Below are 15,290 nucleotides of genomic sequence, written 5' to 3'. Positions count from 1 at the left end.
CACGCGCTGACCCCGTTCGAACGAGAGCGCTTCACGCCTCAGCCGCGATCGGCCGGGCAGCGAGTTCCGTTCCGCACGAGCGGTTTCCACCCTGTACGAACACATCGACGTTGTGCGAGTATGACCGACAAATTCTCTCATTCATTCTCACATTCATCGATTGCCCGGAGGTACCGATGGGGCAGCAAGAATCCCCACACATCCTGGTCGCGGGGGCGGGCCTGGCCGGATTGGCCACGGCGGTCTGGCTCGCGGAGGCAGGCCACCGCGTCACCCTCGTCGAGAAGCGAGGACGCCTCGGCGGGCGCACGATCTCGTTCGAGGTGCCCGGCATCGAAGGCAGGGTCGACAACGGTCAGCACCTGTTCGCCGGCTGCTACGACGCGCTGCTGCGCTACGTCGACACCATCGGCACGCGCGAGCAACTCTTCTGGGACGCACCGCCTTTCGCGATCAGGACCGGGCCCGACCGGCTGCTGACCCTGCGCGCGCCCGCCTGGCTGCCGGGCACGCTGCGCCGCGCCGTCGGGCTGTCCTGGATGGTGTGGCCACCGATCCCGCTGCGCGAACGGCCCGCCGCCCTGCGCACCTGGGCGCGGATCGCCCGCGCCGCGCTGAGCCCGGCACCGGAACTCGACAACCTGACCGTCGATCGCTGGTTCCGGCAGATCGGCGCGCCGCAATCGTTGCGCGCGTTGGTGCTCGATCAGTTCGTCATCGGCCTGCTCAACGAGAAGACCGAGCGAGTGTCGGCCTCCATGTTCGTCCAGACCCTGCACTGGATCGGCAAGCGCGCGCTGTCAGGGAACACCAGGGCCGGTGACGCGGTGTGGCCGCGGGTGAGCCTGCACGAGTTGTTCGTCGCACCCGCCGAGCGCTATCTGAAGGCACACGGCGCAGAGATCGTCGTCGGTGCCGGAGTCGCCGATATCGAGATCGTCGACGACGGGCTCACCGCGGTGCAGCTCTCCGACGGGCGGGTCATCGAGGTCGACGCGGCGGTTCTCACCTTGCCGCCGTGGTCGCTGACAACACTGCTCGATCGCGGCCGGCTCGGGCAGTACGACCATTTCACTCCTGTGCGCAAGATCGAGCCCGCCCCGATCTCGAGCGTGTACGTGTGGCTGGATCGTCCACTCAGGATGCGCAGGCTCGCTGAGAATCTGCGCGACACCACCATCGAGTGGGTTTTCGACACCACGGGCATGCACGGCGTCGAGACCGAGGCAGGGCACTGTTATTCACTGGCGGTCAGCGCCTCGTGGGATGTCGTCCATCTGCCCAACGCCGAATTCACCACGGCGGCACTACGATCGCTGGCCGAACACTACCCCGAGTTCGCCGAGGCGCAGGTGCTGCGCACCCACGTCATCCATCAGCCGCAGGCGACCTTCTCGGCGCAGCCCGGTTTCGACGAGCTGCGCCTGCCGCAGCGCACGCCGATCGAGGGCCTGTTCCTCGCGGGCGACTGGACCGAGACCGGCATGCCTTCGACGATGGAGGCCGCTGTCGAGAGCGCGGTCCGCGCCGTCGGCGCAGTCCACGAATATCTCGGCCCCCACACCGGCGACAGCGGGATTAAGTGACTCGTCATTCTCGGTTCTGACGCCTCAACATCCCTTGATTGCGGACTGAGACAGAAGTACATTGTGTCTCACGCGACCGCAGGTCTGCATGGGCGCAATGGAGCACATCCCTCCGGGAGGGTTGATGGATTACGACTGGTCAGAGGCGGATCTCTCCTTTCGAGACGAGGTTCGCACCTTTCTCGACGAGAAGCTGACACCCGATCTACGCCGCGCCGGACACTTGGCGACCAGCGTCTATCCGGATCACGAAGCCAGCATGAAGTGGCAGCACATTCTTCATGCTCGCGGCTGGGCGGCACCGGCATGGCCGGTCGAATACGGCGGCTGCGACTGGAGCCTCACCCAGCACTACATCTTCGGCCGGGAACTGATGCAGGCCGGTGCGCCCGCGCTGTCGCCGATGGGCATCAGAATGGTCGCGCCCGCGATCGTCGCCTTCGGCACGACCGAGCAGAAGGCGTACTACCTGCCGCGGATTCTCACCGGTGAGGTGTTCTTCTGCCAGGGGTATTCGGAGCCGGAATCCGGGTCCGATCTGGCATCGCTGACGATGGCCGCCGTCGACGACGGCGAGGACTTCGTGTGCACCGGAAGCAAGATCTGGACCACCCACGCGACCGAGGCGAATTGGATCTTCTGCCTCGTGCGCACGTCGCGCGAGGGGAAGAAGCAGCAGGGCATCACCTTCCTGCTCATCGAAATGACCTCGCCGGGCATCGAGATCCGCCCGCTGGTGATGACCTCCGGCGAGCAGGTGCAGAACCAGGTCTTCTTCGACGGCGTCCGAGTGCCGAAAAGCAATGTGCTCGGCCAGATCGACGACGGCTGGACTGTGGCGAAGTATCTGCTCGTTCACGAACGTGGTGGGGCACTGTCGCCGATGTTGCAGGTCATGGTTCAGGAAGTCGCGACCGCGGCAGCCGGGCAGACCGGCCCGGACGGCAATCCGCTGATCGATGACGCCACCTTCGCCGCGAAGCTGGCCGAGGCACGGATTCGCACCGAAGTACTCGAGATCCTCGAGTACCGAACGCTGTCGGTACTGGCGCAGGGCAAGAACCCCGGCCCCGCCTCGTCGATGCTCAAGATCCTGGCCACCGAACTGAGCCAGAAGATCACCGAATTGGCACTCGAGGCAGCCGGACCGCGCGGGCGGGTGTACCAACCGCACGCGACGAAACCCGGCGGCCCGATCGCCGGATTCCAGCCACCGGCCGACGGCTACCGCAGCGGCGAAGAGTGGCAGGCCGTCGCACCGCTGCGCTACTTCAACGACCGGGCAGGCTCGATCTACGCGGGCAGCAACGAAATTCAGCGAAATATTCTCGCCAAGGCAGCATTGGGGCTCTGATGGACTTCACCTTCACCAAAGAGCAAGAACTCCTGCGTGATTCGGTGGCCGGATTCCTCGGTGCCCGGTACGACCTGGAGCAGAGTCGGAGCGCGGTCAAGTCCGGCGCGGGGTGGCAGCCCGCTGTGTGGCGCGGTTTCGCCGAGGAGTTGGGCATCCTCGGTGCGACCCTGCCCGAAGATGTCGACGGTATGGGCGGCGGGCCGGTCGAAATGATGGTCATCGCCGAGGAACTCGGGCGCGCGCTCGTCGTCGAACCGTATGTCGACACGGTCGTCATCGGGGCGGGTCTGCTGCAACGCTGCGGTGGTGCGGCTGCCGACGCACTGGTGCGGCAGATCGTGGCCGGTACGGCGCGCACCGCGTTCGCCGCACTCGAGCCGACGTCGGGTCATGCGCTGCACGATCTATCGACGACCGCGCGCCGCGACGGCGATTCGTGGGTGATCGACGGCAGCAAGACCGTCGTGACCAGCGCGCCGGTAGCGACCCATCTGATCATCAGCGCGCGCACCTCGGGTACCCGGCGCGACCGATCCGGTATCTCGTTGTTCCTCAGCGAGTTCGATGCGGCGAATCCGCCGGCCGGGGTCGAGATCCACTCCTACCGGACGATCGACGACCGGGTCGGCTCCGATATCACCTTCACCGATTTCCGATTGCCCGCGGCCGCGCTGCTCGGCGCGGAGGGCGAGGCATGGTCGTCGATCGAGGCCACAGCCGACGAGGCGATCGCGGCGATCGCCTCGGAAGCGGTCGGATGCATGCGCAAGGTGGTGGCGGATACCGTCGAATACGCCAAGCAACGCCGGCAATTCGGTCAGCCGATCGGCAGCTTCCAGGTTCTGCAGCACCGCATGGTCGATATGTACATGGAGCTGGAGCAGGCGATCGCCGCAGCGTATCTGGCGATCCACGCACTGAACGCGGCACCGGCGGTTCGGGCGCGGGCGGCATCCGCGGCCAAGGTCACCGTCAGCCGTGCGGCGCGATTCATCGGCCAGAACTCCGTCCAGCTGCACGGTGCGATGGGCATGACCGAGGAACTCGCTGTCGGCCACTACTTCAAACGGCTGACCGCGATCGAGCACGAGTTCGGATCCACCGACCACCACCTCGCCCGCTACGCCGAGCTGACGAGGCCGTAACAGTGACCAGCGGCGAAAGGTCGTCGCCGGATCCGGACGACCCGGCATCGAGCACGCCTGCGAAACCGGTGCGTGAGAGCGTGATCGACCTCGCGCACCGGTGGTTTCTCGAGGGCCGCCGGATCGATATGCAGCAGCTGGCCCGTGCATCGGGGATCGGCCGCGCCACGCTGTATCGCTGGTGGGGAAGTCGGGAAGTCGTCATCGGTGAAGTGGTGTGGCGGATCATCGCGGAGGCGATCGGTCGCGTCGAGACACGTGACGCGAGCGTGTCCGAGGATCCCGCCGAGCGCTTCGTCCGCCACTTCGGCACCCTCGCCGACACGGTCCGCAGCTTCGAACCGCTGACCCGATTCGTCGCCGACGACCCGGAATACGGCTTGCGCGTACTGACTTCCGGATACTCCGTCGTCCAGGGCCGAATGATCGACTGGGTCGCGTCACGACTGACAGACCTGCCCGATCTCGATCCGCGTATCGAAGTCCGCGATCTCGCCTACGCGATCGTGCGCGTCGGCGAAGCTTTCGTCTGGAGCGACATCATCACCGGCGACCCGCCACAGTCCGGCAAGGCCACCGCCATGGTCGAGCTGCTCGTGTCCGCCGCATCCGGCAAACGCTGAACCGAGGAGTCGAATTGTCCTACAAAACCATCGTTTACAGCGTTGATGCGGCCGTCGCCACCATCACGCTGAACCGTCCCGAGGCGCGCAACGGCTTCACCACCGTGATGGCCGACGAACTCGGCGCTGCCTTCACCGAAGCCGACCGCGACGACGCCGTTCGCGCGGTGATCTTCGCCGGCGAGGGGCGTGACTTCTGCGTCGGCATGGATCTCACAGCGGACGGGTCCAACGAGGATGTCACCGATCCCGACTGGGTCGAATGGTCCACCCGGGTCGTGCGCCCGATGACCGACCTCGACAAACCCGTCATCGTCGCCATGCAGGGCGCTGCCATCGGCGTCGGCCTCTCCATGACCCTCGCCGCCGACTTCCGCCTTGCCGCAACAGATTCCCGCTTCGGTTTCGTCTTCGCCCGCCGGGGTCTGTTCCCCGAGGGTGGTTCGCTCTGGTTCCTGCCGCGCATCGTCAGCCTGGCCAAAGCCAAGGAGTGGATGATCACCGGCCGCGTTTTCGGCGCCGACGAGGCCCTCGCCGCAGGCCTGGTCACCAGCCTGCACGCCCCCGAAGACCTCCTGCCCGCCGCTCGGGCCCTTGCCGCGGAACTGACAACCCAGGTCGCCCCTGTCTCCGTAGCCGCCATCCGTCGCGGGCTGGTCGCCATGTCCGGCGACAAGACCCCCGACGACGTCTTCACCCTCGACGCCCGCCTCATCTCCTATGCCTTCTCCAGTGCCGACCTCCGCGAAGGCATCATGTCCTTCCTCCAGAAGCGCCCACCTCACTTCACCGGCACAGTGGCCACCGAGCTCCCCCACCTCGACGATTGGCTGTCCTGAACTGGCACAGCTGCTTCGGGAAGCTGTCCCGCCCGGTTGAGGACCGCCGCAGGCCGGGACAGCGGGCAATTTTGTTCGTAAAGTTCATGATTGTGTCACCGAACTCGAATACCGCGGCTGTGGCCGGGGCGCTGTCCTTGCTGACTGTGAGACTCGACCGCCTACTGCGCCTGCATCACACCGACCAGCCGATCTCGTTGGTCCAACGCTCAGCGCTCACCACGCTCGTCCGCGACGGCGCGATGTCGTCGGGCGCGCTCGCCATCAGAGAAGGGGTGCGGCCACCATCGATGACGCGGACGATCAACGCGTTGGCGGCGCTGGGACTGATCGAGCGCAAACCCCACCCGTCCGACGGCAGACAGGTCGTCGTCTCGGTCTCGCGATCTGGTCGGTCACTGCTGACCGACAAGGTCTCGGCCCGTGATGCCTGGCTCGCCGGGCAGTTGAGCAAGCTCTCCGACGAGCAGACCACCCTGCTGAGGCAGGCCCTGGTGATCATGGGCCACATCGGCGAGGCGGAACCTCTCCCCGAATGACCGTATCGCCACGACGTCGGCCGGAGGGCTCGCCACAAGCTCACCGGCCACGGCGACATCGCGCGAGCGTCCACTCCTGACCCGCGTCAGACCCGGCGCATGAAAGCGAGCATGTAGTAGACGTTGTCGATGTTCCGTTCGACCACAGTGACCATTTGCCACCCCTGCGATTCGAGCATCTCGACACCATTGAGCAGGTGCACGACAGGTTCGAAGATCGCGCGCTGATACGCGGCCGAACCGAACACCAACCCGCCGGTCTGCGGTGAGCTCAGCACCAGGTTGCGACGCGGATAGGACCTGAGGTCCACCGCACCGTTCAACACGGCGATGACATCGAAAACAGGTCCGGGCGCAGGAGCATTCACGCCCTCATCGTCCTACACCCACCTACGCCCGCGATGCCACGGTTTCGGCTTTCTTGTCGGTACGGCGTCTGCCCGGGGCCCACATAGCGATGAGTACGGCCGCGCCGACAGTCAGGAATCCCAGTACGGTGGCGGACTCCTGCATGCCGTGAATGAACGCGGACTTCGCGAAATCGCCGAGCGGCTGTGCAGGCGGACCTGCGCGCTCCACCACCTCGAGCGCAGCCGCGAGCGAGTCACCGACCGGTTCACGCGCTGCCACGGGGAGGCTGGGCAGGGCGGGGGCGATGCGCTCGCCGTAACCCGCCGCGAGCACGCTGCCCGAGATCGCGATGCCGATGGCGGCCCCGATCTCGCGGGCGGCGTCGTTGACCGCGGCGGCGACACCGTGCTTCTGCACGGGTGTGCCGTCGACGATCGCGGCTGTAGCCGGCGCGGTGCACAACCCGATCCCTGTGCTCATCAGCAGCAACGGACCGAGGAGGTCCACATAGGAAGTGTGCGAGTCGACTTGCGCGATCATCAGCATCCCGCCCCCGATAGCCAGCAGACCAGCACAGGCGGGGATTCGCAGGCCCACCCGTTCCGCCACCCGGGGCGCGATCACGGAGATCACCACCATCGGCAGGCCCATGGGAGCGAGCGCGAGTGCCGAGATCAGCGGACGGTAGCCCAGAATCAGCTGAAAATACTGCACGATCAGCATGAACAGGCCGAAGGTGACAAGGAACTGCACCGTGACTATCGCGGTGCCGCTGCCGAAGCCCCGATGAGCGAAGAGCCGGATGTCGATCAGCGGGTGCGCGACCCGTCTTTCGATAACGACGAAAGCTGTTGTCACGGTCAGTCCTACAGCGGTCGCGCCGATCACTACGGGATCGAGCCAGCCGCGTACGGGTACCTCGATCGCCGCGACCACGATCGCGCCTATTGCCAGAGCGCTGGTGACCGCGCCGAGCGGGTCCATCGCGGGCCTCGATGTATCCACCGATTCGGGCAGCGTGAAGGCTGCCACCGCGAGCATCGTGCCCGCGACCGCCATCCCGGCGAAGATCGAAGCCCAGGACCAGTTTTCGATCAGAACACCCGAGCCGAGGATACCGAGGATCGCGCCGACGCCCGCGACGCCGGCCCACAAGCCGACGGCGCTGCCTCGCCGTTCCTCCGGAAGACCGGCGGTCAGCAGCGACAGCGTGGACGGCATCACCAGAGCCGCGCCGACCCCTGTCACGACCCGCGCGACGATCAGCCACGTCGGGCTGTCCAGCAACAAGGGGGCGGCTGAGGCGAGCGAGAAGATGACTAGTCCCACGATGAGAACTACGCGCCTGCCGTACCTGTCACCGATCGCACCCCCGGGCAGTACGAGACAAGCCAGTGCCAGCGTGTAGCCGTCGACGATCCAGGTGAGTTCGGCCTGAGTCGCGCCGGTATCGGCCGCGATCTCCGGCAGCGCCGTATACAGCGCCGCCATCGAGGAGGTGACGAGAACTACCGCGAGACAAGACAATGTCAGCAGCCAGCGCTGGGCAGCGGACAATCGTTCGCGTCCGGTGGGAACCATCGGGCCTCCGCTACTATTAGTATCGCTTCGCTACTATATGTAGCATAAGTATGGAGCGGGAGGTAGGCCGTGGGGAAAGTCCACCGGCAGAGGAATACTGGGCGATATGAGCGGAACTGACGCCGTCGAGGTCGACCCGCGCCGGGTGCGCTCGCGCGCCCGGCTACTCGACGCCGCCGCGGCGCTGCTGCAGGACGGCGGCTTGGAGGCGGTGACAGTCGAGGGCGTCACCCGATTGTCCAAGGTCGCCAGAACCACCCTGTACCGGCATTTCGACAACGCGATGCAGCTACGCGCCGCCACGATCGAACGGCTGCTGCCTTCGGCAGTGGAGACCCCGCCCGAAGGTCCGCTGCGCGAGCGCCTCGTCGCCCTGCTGGAACGCCAGGCCGAGGCGATCCGGGACACGCCACTGCAGGTCTCGACATTGGCGTGGCTGGCGACCGGCTCGGACCACAACGCCGACAACCCCGCCATCAGCTCGCTGCGCCAGCGCATCATCGACCACTATCGGGTGCCGTTCGACCAGGTACTCGATACCCCCGAGGCGCGTCGGCAACTGGGCGAATTCGATACATACTTCGTGCTGTCGCAATTGGTCGGCCCGCTCGTTTTCGCGAAGCTCATCGGCTTGCGGGCCTCGACTCCGCAGGACTGCGCCCGGATCGTCGACGACTTCCTCGCCGCACGCACCAAGACTCCTTCGGTGCCCTGACTGCTGGCGCGTCACAATCATTCGCACCGCCACCCCGTATCCATCCGAAGCGCGCATCAATCCACGCAACGCGGCGGCTCGACCGGACCGTCAAGTTCCCGGCATGGTCCGACCTAGACTACTGCCGATCAGCTGGTGGGATTTCCTGGAATTTCACACGCGTAACCAGCGAGGTAGGCGATGCGATCGGGACCGAGGGTGAGTCGATGAACGACGGCAAGACGCTGCGGGCCTGGTGGAAAGACCCTGTCGACTACCGATGGCTGGTACGCACGCTGGCCGCGAGGTCGGCGCTGGTTCCGCTGAAGATCCTGATCGGTATCGCCGGTGCCGGGATCGCGGTGATGGGGGCGGTGATCGCGGGAACCCCGGTGGGTCCGCCCGGTCATCCCGGCATCGCTTCGACGGTCGGAGTGTTGGCCGGAACCCTGTGGGCGGCGCGCTGGTGGCTGCTGCCCTGGCCGAGCAAGACCGAGTCGCTGGTACTGATCGCCTGCGCCGACGTGCTGTTCACAGTGGAATTCCTCCAGCTGCAAGATCGGCTGTTCGGGGCGATGGGCACCGTACTGCTCCTCGGTACCGGCAGCTACCTGAGCTTCTTCCACAGCGCCAGGGCACTGGCCCTGCATTCGATGTGGTCGTTGCTGTCGGTGGTGCTGTTCTCGGTGCGGATCGTCACCGGAGGGGAGAGCATCGAGCTGGCCCTCGCGGTCGCGTTGCTTCTCGCATCGGTGGTCAGCGCGGTGCCCGCCTTCCAGCTGCTGTATTCGCTACTGCGCACCGAGTCGCTGTCGGACCCGCTGACCGACCTGCTGAACCGGCGGGGCCTCGAGAATCGGCTGCCACAGCTGATGGACCGCAATCCGACGATCTGTGTCATCTGCTTCGATCTCGACCGGTTCAAAACCGTCAACGACACCTGGGGCCACCGGATCGGCGACATCGTCTTGATGCGGACCGCCCGGCGGCTGCGCGATGCCGCCGGAGAGATGGCGGTGGTGGCACGCACAGGCGGCGAGGAGTTCGTGGTTGCCGCTCCGATCGCCGCGCCCGCCGCGCGCAAGGAAGCCGAACGGCTGTGCCGGGTGATCGCCGAACCAGCGGAGACCACGGTGGCGGTCACCGCGAGCGTCGGTGTCGCGGTCTTCGACGCATCGATCTGTCCGCGATGTCCATGCCCGACTCCGGACCGGCTGCTGCAATCCGCCGACGCGGCCATGTACCAGGCCAAACAGTCCGGCGGGAACCTGGTGGTGGTCGACGAACTCACCCCACCACCGGGCCACCGCCACCCGGCTGACCCGCAGGACAGCCGCTAGCACCGACCGTTCCCGGAGATCAGGCCACCGCCGTGCCGGACCTGTGCGCATCGGGCACGATGGTGATCATGGACCTCCGCATCTTCACCGAACCTCAGCAGGGTGCCGACTACGACACGCTGCTGTCGGTCGCGCGCGCCGCCGAGGAGCTCGAATTCGACGCGTTCTTCCGTTCCGACCACTACCTCGCCATGGGCGATGCCTCGGGCCTGCCCGGCCCGACTGATGCCTGGATCACCCTGGCCGGGCTGGCCAGGGATACCGCCCGCATCCGGTTGGGCACCCTGGTCACCGCGGCGACGTTCCGGCTGCCGGGGCCGCTGGCCATCCAGATCGCCCAGGTGGATCAGATGTCGAACGGGCGAATCGAGCTCGGCCTGGGCAGCGGCTGGTTCGCCGCAGAACACGCCGCCTACGGAATCCCGTTCCCGGACAACCGGTTCGGCCTGCTCGAGGAGCAGCTGGCCGTCATCACCGGTCTGTGGGAGACCAAGCCGGGGGCGACGTTCAGCTTCGACGGCGCCCACTACCAGCTCACCGACTCTCCCGCCCTACCCAAGCCCGTGCAGGATCCGGTGCCCGTGATCATCGGTGGCAACGGCAAAGTCCGTACCCCGCGTCTGGCGGCCCGCTATGCCACCGAGTTCAACATGCCGTTCGCCTCGATCGCCGACAGCGTCGCCCAGTTCGACCGGGTGCGGGCCGCCGTGCGCGCGGCCGGGCGCACCGACGAACTGATCTACTCCAACGCCCTGGTCGCCTGCGTCGGGCGTACTGATGCCGACGTGGCGCGCCGAGCCGCCGCGATCGGCCGCGAGGTGGACGAACTCAAGAGCAACGGCCTGGCCGGCACGCCTGCCGAGGTCGTCGACAAGATCGCCCGGTACCGCGAGATCGGCGCGAGCCGGATCTATCTCCAGATGCTCGATCTCGCCGATCTCGACCACCTGGAACTCATTGCCGCCGAGGTGCAATCGCAGCTCTGAGATCGACGCGCCTACCGGCTGCCGGGCGTTGTCCCCCGCCGGTGCGAGCCTTCTCCCCGTCGGCCGGCCCTGACCGTCACGCGGGCAGGGCCGGCCGAATCAGGCTGTCTCACATCAGGTCAGCCGGTGCGTGCCGGTAGCCAGGAGCAGTCTCGTCCGGTCGGCAGTCTGGTTCGGATTCAGACCGCCGGTGTCGATCGTGTACTGCTCGAGGTCTCCGATGTCGGAGAATGCGCCGTGCAATCCGGTGATCGCGTCCAGATCCTTCAGCTCGTCTCCGACGCGTTGCTTCGCACGCGACACGGTGGTGGCCAAGTCGGGTCGCAGGACCACATAGGAAACGGTCGGCCCGCCGTGGTCGGCGAGTGCCCGAAACGGTGGCAGGAACCACGGGCCGACGATCCCGTCGACGATGACGTCGTAGCCGCCGCGCGCGTATGCCGCGACGGCCGCGACGATCGCCTCGATCACCACCTCGTTCTGCCGGTGCGCATCCGGAAGGAACGGCAGGACGAATCCTGTGCGGATCGACCGGTAGAACAGGTCGGTCTCGAGATGAACTGTCGGAGCGCTCGCCGTCTCGGCGAGAATGCGGCACACGGTCGTCTTTCCCGCAGCAGGCGGACCGGTCACGATGATCACTTCACCACTCATGGACACGGACCCTAGCCAGGCCATCAGCCAACAAACAGTCTTTTCTTTTCCTCCCCATTGATCGCCATCGCCCACCACTGGAGCGCACGCGTGCCAGACACCTGTCCTCGATCTGGTTGCATGACCGTCGCGGACCGCGGCGAGCAACCAGCTGAAGTCCTCGTCGCCGGAGACGGTCAGCGCGGTCGCCCGGTCCAGTACAGGTGCATATTGACAGCGAGCGCGGGCGTGGAAGCGGTGATAGTCCTCGGCGCTGAAGAAGGCTCTCGGCGCGGCGGTCGCCGAGAGCGGGGAGGTGGTGCTTGCTACATCCCGAAGGGTCAGTAGTAGACCGGCCCGGGTACGCCGCCCCCGGCCGCGATGGCATCGCCGGTGATGGCGATGCTGCGTGGCGAGGCCAAAAACGTCACCACGTCGGCGATCTCACTCGCGTCGATGATCCGACGAATCGAATTCTTGACCAGCTGTGATTCCAACTCGGCCACGTCGCCACCGTCTTGCTCGACCTGGCGGGTGAGACGTTCGGTGAGCCGTTCGGTACGGGTGAGACCCGGGTGTACGACTGTCACATTCACCCCGTGCGGCCCCAGTTCGTCGGCGAGGTTCTTGGTCAACGCCGAGACGCTCACGTTGCGGATGGTCTGCCCGATCGAATTGGCCTGCCGCGCACCGAGTCCGCTGATGTTGATGATGCGACCCCACCCCTGCTCCACCAGGTGGGGTGCGACAGCACGCGCGGTGCGAAGGTACCCGAGCACCTTGATCTCGACTTCCCTGCGCACGATCTCGTCGGTGGTGGCTTGCAGATCGCCGCCGGCGCCCGCGCTCCACGGTGTGGCAGCGGAGTTCACCAGGATGTCCACGCCACCGAGCTCGGCGACGGTGCGCGCGACGAGTTCTTTCACCTGTTCGTCGTCGCCGGTGTCGGTCGGAACCGCGATCACCCGCCGCCCCGACTGCCGAGCGATCTCCTGCGCAGCTGCGCGCAGCGGTTGCGCCGACCGCGCCGCGAGCACCACATCCACACCCTCTGCCGCGAGCCCCCGCGCGATAGCGAGACCGATTCCCTTGCTCGCGCCGGTGACGATCGCCCGTTTTCCAACCAGTCCCAGATCCATGCGCCGACGCTAACAATCCCACCCAGCGCGCCACACGCTCCAGCTCGAGATGATCCGAACCTGTCCCTGTGAGCACAACCTGCCGCGTGCGCTGTGGTCGAGTCTCGACGACGAGATCGCCGAGTCGGTCGACAGGGCAGATCGAAACGCCCCGCGCACCGCGTAAGTTATCGCCTGGCCCGCTATAAGGCAGGTTGGTTGCCCCGGCCCAGCGGTAGCGCGACGCGTAAGGCTCGAATCTCCTCGACCAGATCGGCATAACCTTCCTGGACTTGAGCAAAGCGCAGCGCGGCGTGGTGCTGGTGTTCGGCGCTCTTGGTGTGGCGCAGTGTCCACTGAACGTGGGTGTAGGTGTCTGCCACGTGGCTGATCACCTCGCCGAGGGAATGGGTGTGGCGGCGGCCCGAAGTGGGGCGAGGAAGATGACAGGCCGACCACTCGTCGATCAGGCCGATGACGGTGTTGATCCGGCCGCTGGTGGTGGGCGCGTCGAAGTCGGCGGGCCGACGGGTGGTCGACACCGACGCGGTGAACAGAGTCGCGTGCAGATCCGCCAGCTCGCGCGCCCATCCGATCAGCGGGGACCCGCCCTGCAGGTTCCCGGCGACGGCGAGCAGCAGCTGACGGGCCTCCAGTAATCCCTCCGCGGTCCGAACGCGTGTGTTCTCCCCAGCGCGGCTGTCGGGCTTCGCGGCGGAGCCGCCTGCGTGCGTCACAGCTACACACACCCGGCTCACCGGCGTCTGTCCATTGCCCGATGGCCACGTCTCGGCGTCGTCGTAGTCATGAACCGAGTACATCGCCGAATAATCTCTGCGACAATGACATTCGACAGGGCATGTCGTAAATGCCGCTGTGCGGGGATGACATCGTCGGGTTGCGTCGACATTGCTACGCGGTCGCGAGGCGATGTTCGGTCAGCTGGTGCGGAGTGTGCCGGGTGGTGCGGACTGCCCGCCGGATCGTCTGACAGAGATCGCGAACATCGGATCGCGAGGACGCGAGGGTCGCGGCGTGCACCAGCTGCCCCAGCCGGTCGCCGACTCGCCCGCTGTCGACCTGACCGGTCATTGCCAGCGAAGCCGTCGCGAAGGAGACCGCGTCGTCGATCTGGCCGAGACGGAAGGTGCCCGTGGCGATCGTGATGTTGTCGAACAGAATGCTGCGGGCAGGTCGTCCCGGCGTGGACGCGGCCAACGAAGCGCGAGCGGCGTCGACGGCTTCGGCTGTGTAGTGTTGCGCGGTCTGTCCGCGGGCTGTCAGGGCGTACTCGTTGTAGATCACCGATCGCATCCCGGTGAACTCTCCGGGCGTGAAGAACACCCGGGTCCACGGATCGACTGGATGGTCTGCGACCCGGGCGATCTCGTCTTCGGCGCGGGCGAGCGCGGTCCGCATCCGGCCGACGTCGCCCATCATCGCGTGTGCCCATGCCTCGTTGGCATACAAGCGCGCCGATTCCCCACCGCCGGTGGCGTCTTGGGCAGGCAGCTGGCCGAGTTGGAACATCCGCAGAGCGGCGCGCGGGTCGCGTTCGATCAAGCTGATCCGCCCCAGCACGTACAGCGTCGACGCGACCAGGCTGTCCGCGCCCGCTCGCCGCGCGGACACCAAGGCCATCGTCGCGTACTGGCGGGCGCGATGTTGATCACCGATGTCGTGGTAGGCCCACCCGATCAGCCGGGCCAGATCGGCGGTGGCCACCAGCAGCGCGTGCGCGAGCGTCGTATGTCCGCGGTATCCGGCCAGCAGCGCGGTCGTCGATTTCAGGAGATCGACGGCGGTGCGGGCGACCGAGCCACCACCGTGTCGCTGGTCGCGTTCCCGCAATCCCGAGGTGGCGCTGCGCACCGCATCGATATCGAGCAGTTCTGCGTCGCACGGCATCTCGGAAACATCGAGGGAAGGCAACCACGGCGTCAGGATGTCAGCGGAACCGACAACCGCGGTCGCGAGGGCCTCCAGCAGAGTCGCATCCGCGCCGCGACGCGTACCGGCACCGACGGATTCGGCAGACCGTGACATCACTTCACGAGCGAACCCGACATTCAGGCCCGGCGATGACAGGACGGAGTCGATCTCGGGAACCGGTGCGCCGAGCGCGGCCAGCAGAACGCGGTAGGACTTGCTGGGCCTGCGGACTTCACCGAGTTCCCAGCGCGCGACATGTCGTTCCGAACACGCGACATTGACACTGTCGCGGCGAGCCCGGTCGTTGATCAACTCGGCGAAATCCCCACGGCTGAGCCCTAATCGAGCGCGACGATAGGTCCGAAGCCGCTGTCCCCAGCTGTTCGCGGCTCCGGCATCGAGAGTGCCGCGGAGGGTTTCGGGGTCGGTGACGTCCATGAGTGGGCCCCACTCTTCTTGCGCCGCAGGGTATGTCGCAGTTCGGATACACCCTCTGACTTGTTCGCCAAATAATCGTGGTTGATAATCTAACCTGATAATCAGGATTGCGAAACAGGTGGCAGCCG

General features: G+C 66.4%; 15 protein-coding genes. 9 read left to right on the top strand and 6 right to left on the bottom strand.

The features are described from left to right. Nucleotides 1-176: 176 nt before the first annotated feature. From hpnE to ACWF99_RS00925, 6 genes are all read left to right on the top strand, one after another. Nucleotides 177-1,586: a hydroxysqualene dehydroxylase HpnE gene (gene hpnE, locus ACWF99_RS00950; RefSeq protein WP_452533839.1), complete on the top strand. Its 1,410-nt coding sequence runs from the start codon at nt 177-179 to the stop codon at nt 1,584-1,586. Between the two features lie 124 nt (nt 1,587-1,710). Next, the gene (locus tag ACWF99_RS00945) at nt 1,711-2,940 is read left to right on the top strand and encodes an acyl-CoA dehydrogenase family protein (protein WP_452533837.1); all 1,230 of its coding nucleotides are present in this window, start codon (nt 1,711-1,713) and stop codon (nt 2,938-2,940) included. Then, the gene (locus ACWF99_RS00940; protein ID WP_378628728.1) at nt 2,940-4,088 is read left to right on the top strand and encodes an acyl-CoA dehydrogenase family protein; all 1,149 of its coding nucleotides are present in this window, start codon (nt 2,940-2,942) and stop codon (nt 4,086-4,088) included. Before ACWF99_RS00945 ends, ACWF99_RS00940 begins: the two co-directional genes overlap by 1 nt. Nucleotides 4,089-4,090: 2 nt before the next feature. Then, entirely contained in the window at nt 4,091-4,711 is a 621-nt protein-coding gene (locus tag ACWF99_RS00935) for a QsdR family transcriptional regulator (protein ID WP_378628726.1), read from the top strand. Between the two features lie 14 nt (nt 4,712-4,725). Beyond that, nucleotides 4,726-5,550 (top strand): enoyl-CoA hydratase-related protein, encoded by an 825-nt coding sequence (locus ACWF99_RS00930; RefSeq protein WP_378628724.1) that lies wholly within the window; start codon nt 4,726-4,728, stop codon nt 5,548-5,550. A 92-nt stretch (nt 5,551-5,642) separates the two neighbouring features. Beyond that, a complete protein-coding gene (locus tag ACWF99_RS00925; protein ID WP_378628722.1) occupies nt 5,643-6,089 on the top strand; it encodes a MarR family winged helix-turn-helix transcriptional regulator in 447 nt (148 codons plus the stop codon). An 86-nt stretch (nt 6,090-6,175) separates the two neighbouring features. Here ACWF99_RS00925 and ACWF99_RS00920 read toward each other — a convergent pair whose 3' ends face one another. Continuing rightward, a complete protein-coding gene (locus ACWF99_RS00920) occupies nt 6,176-6,457 on the bottom strand; it encodes a hypothetical protein (RefSeq protein WP_378628719.1) in 282 nt (93 codons plus the stop codon). Between the two features lie 22 nt (nt 6,458-6,479). Further along, the gene (locus ACWF99_RS00915) at nt 6,480-8,021 is read right to left on the bottom strand and encodes an MFS transporter (RefSeq protein ID WP_452533834.1); all 1,542 of its coding nucleotides are present in this window, start codon (nt 8,019-8,021) and stop codon (nt 6,480-6,482) included. A gap of 106 nt (nt 8,022-8,127) precedes the next feature. Here ACWF99_RS00915 and ACWF99_RS00910 point away from each other — a divergent pair, with 106 nt between their 5' ends. From ACWF99_RS00910 to ACWF99_RS00900, 3 genes are all read left to right on the top strand, one after another. Beyond that, complete coding sequence (locus tag ACWF99_RS00910) at nt 8,128-8,736, top strand: TetR/AcrR family transcriptional regulator (protein WP_452533832.1); 609 nt, start codon at nt 8,128-8,130, stop codon at nt 8,734-8,736. 206 nt (nt 8,737-8,942) lie between these two features. Further along, nucleotides 8,943-10,055, top strand: a complete 1,113-nt coding sequence (locus tag ACWF99_RS00905) for a GGDEF domain-containing protein (RefSeq protein ID WP_452533830.1) — start codon at nt 8,943-8,945, stop codon at nt 10,053-10,055. Nucleotides 10,056-10,123: 68 nt separating this feature from the next. Further along, entirely contained in the window at nt 10,124-11,041 is a 918-nt protein-coding gene (locus tag ACWF99_RS00900) for an LLM class F420-dependent oxidoreductase (protein ID WP_378628711.1), read from the top strand. 114 nt (nt 11,042-11,155) lie between these two features. Here ACWF99_RS00900 and ACWF99_RS00895 read toward each other — a convergent pair whose 3' ends face one another. The 4 genes from ACWF99_RS00895 to ACWF99_RS00880 all read right to left on the bottom strand — a co-directional run bounded on the left by ACWF99_RS00895 (nt 11,156) and on the right by ACWF99_RS00880 (nt 15,162). Beyond that, nucleotides 11,156-11,695, bottom strand: coding sequence for an AAA family ATPase (locus ACWF99_RS00895; protein WP_378628709.1), 540 nt, complete (start codon nt 11,693-11,695; stop codon nt 11,156-11,158). A gap of 320 nt (nt 11,696-12,015) precedes the next feature. After that, nucleotides 12,016-12,813 carry an SDR family NAD(P)-dependent oxidoreductase gene (locus tag ACWF99_RS00890; protein WP_452533828.1) on the bottom strand — a complete coding sequence of 266 codons (798 nt, stop codon included), beginning with the start codon at nt 12,811-12,813 and terminating at the stop codon, nt 12,016-12,018. 182 nt (nt 12,814-12,995) lie between these two features. Further along, a complete protein-coding gene (locus ACWF99_RS00885; RefSeq protein ID WP_378628703.1) occupies nt 12,996-13,613 on the bottom strand; it encodes a hypothetical protein in 618 nt (205 codons plus the stop codon). 91 nt (nt 13,614-13,704) lie between these two features. Then, nucleotides 13,705-15,162 carry a hypothetical protein gene (locus ACWF99_RS00880; RefSeq protein WP_452533826.1) on the bottom strand — a complete coding sequence of 486 codons (1,458 nt, stop codon included), beginning with the start codon at nt 15,160-15,162 and terminating at the stop codon, nt 13,705-13,707. Nucleotides 15,163-15,290: the final 128 nt, after the last annotated feature.

It is taken from the genome of Nocardia sp. NPDC055002 (genome assembly GCF_053608825.1).
Note: the sequence above shows the minus strand (reverse complement) of the source record. Positions and strands in the feature narration are given on the sequence as shown.

Coding starts and splice junctions, on each gene's coding strand:
- hpnE (WP_452533839.1), top strand. CDS start 177: ATGGGGCAGCAAGAATCCCCACACATCCTGGTCGCGGGGGCGGGCCTG.
- ACWF99_RS00945 (WP_452533837.1), top strand. CDS start 1,711: ATGGATTACGACTGGTCAGAGGCGGATCTCTCCTTTCGAGACGAGGTT.
- ACWF99_RS00940 (WP_378628728.1), top strand. CDS start 2,940: ATGGACTTCACCTTCACCAAAGAGCAAGAACTCCTGCGTGATTCGGTG.
- ACWF99_RS00915 (WP_452533834.1), bottom strand. CDS start 8,021: ATGGTTCCCACCGGACGCGAACGATTGTCCGCTGCCCAGCGCTGGCTG.
- ACWF99_RS00910 (WP_452533832.1), top strand. CDS start 8,128: ATGAGCGGAACTGACGCCGTCGAGGTCGACCCGCGCCGGGTGCGCTCG.
- ACWF99_RS00905 (WP_452533830.1), top strand. CDS start 8,943: ATGAACGACGGCAAGACGCTGCGGGCCTGGTGGAAAGACCCTGTCGAC.
- ACWF99_RS00900 (WP_378628711.1), top strand. CDS start 10,124: ATGGACCTCCGCATCTTCACCGAACCTCAGCAGGGTGCCGACTACGAC.
- ACWF99_RS00895 (WP_378628709.1), bottom strand. CDS start 11,695: ATGAGTGGTGAAGTGATCATCGTGACCGGTCCGCCTGCTGCGGGAAAG.
- ACWF99_RS00890 (WP_452533828.1), bottom strand. CDS start 12,813: ATGGATCTGGGACTGGTTGGAAAACGGGCGATCGTCACCGGCGCGAGC.
- ACWF99_RS00885 (WP_378628703.1), bottom strand. CDS start 13,613: ATGTACTCGGTTCATGACTACGACGACGCCGAGACGTGGCCATCGGGC.
- ACWF99_RS00880 (WP_452533826.1), bottom strand. CDS start 15,162: ATGGACGTCACCGACCCCGAAACCCTCCGCGGCACTCTCGATGCCGGA.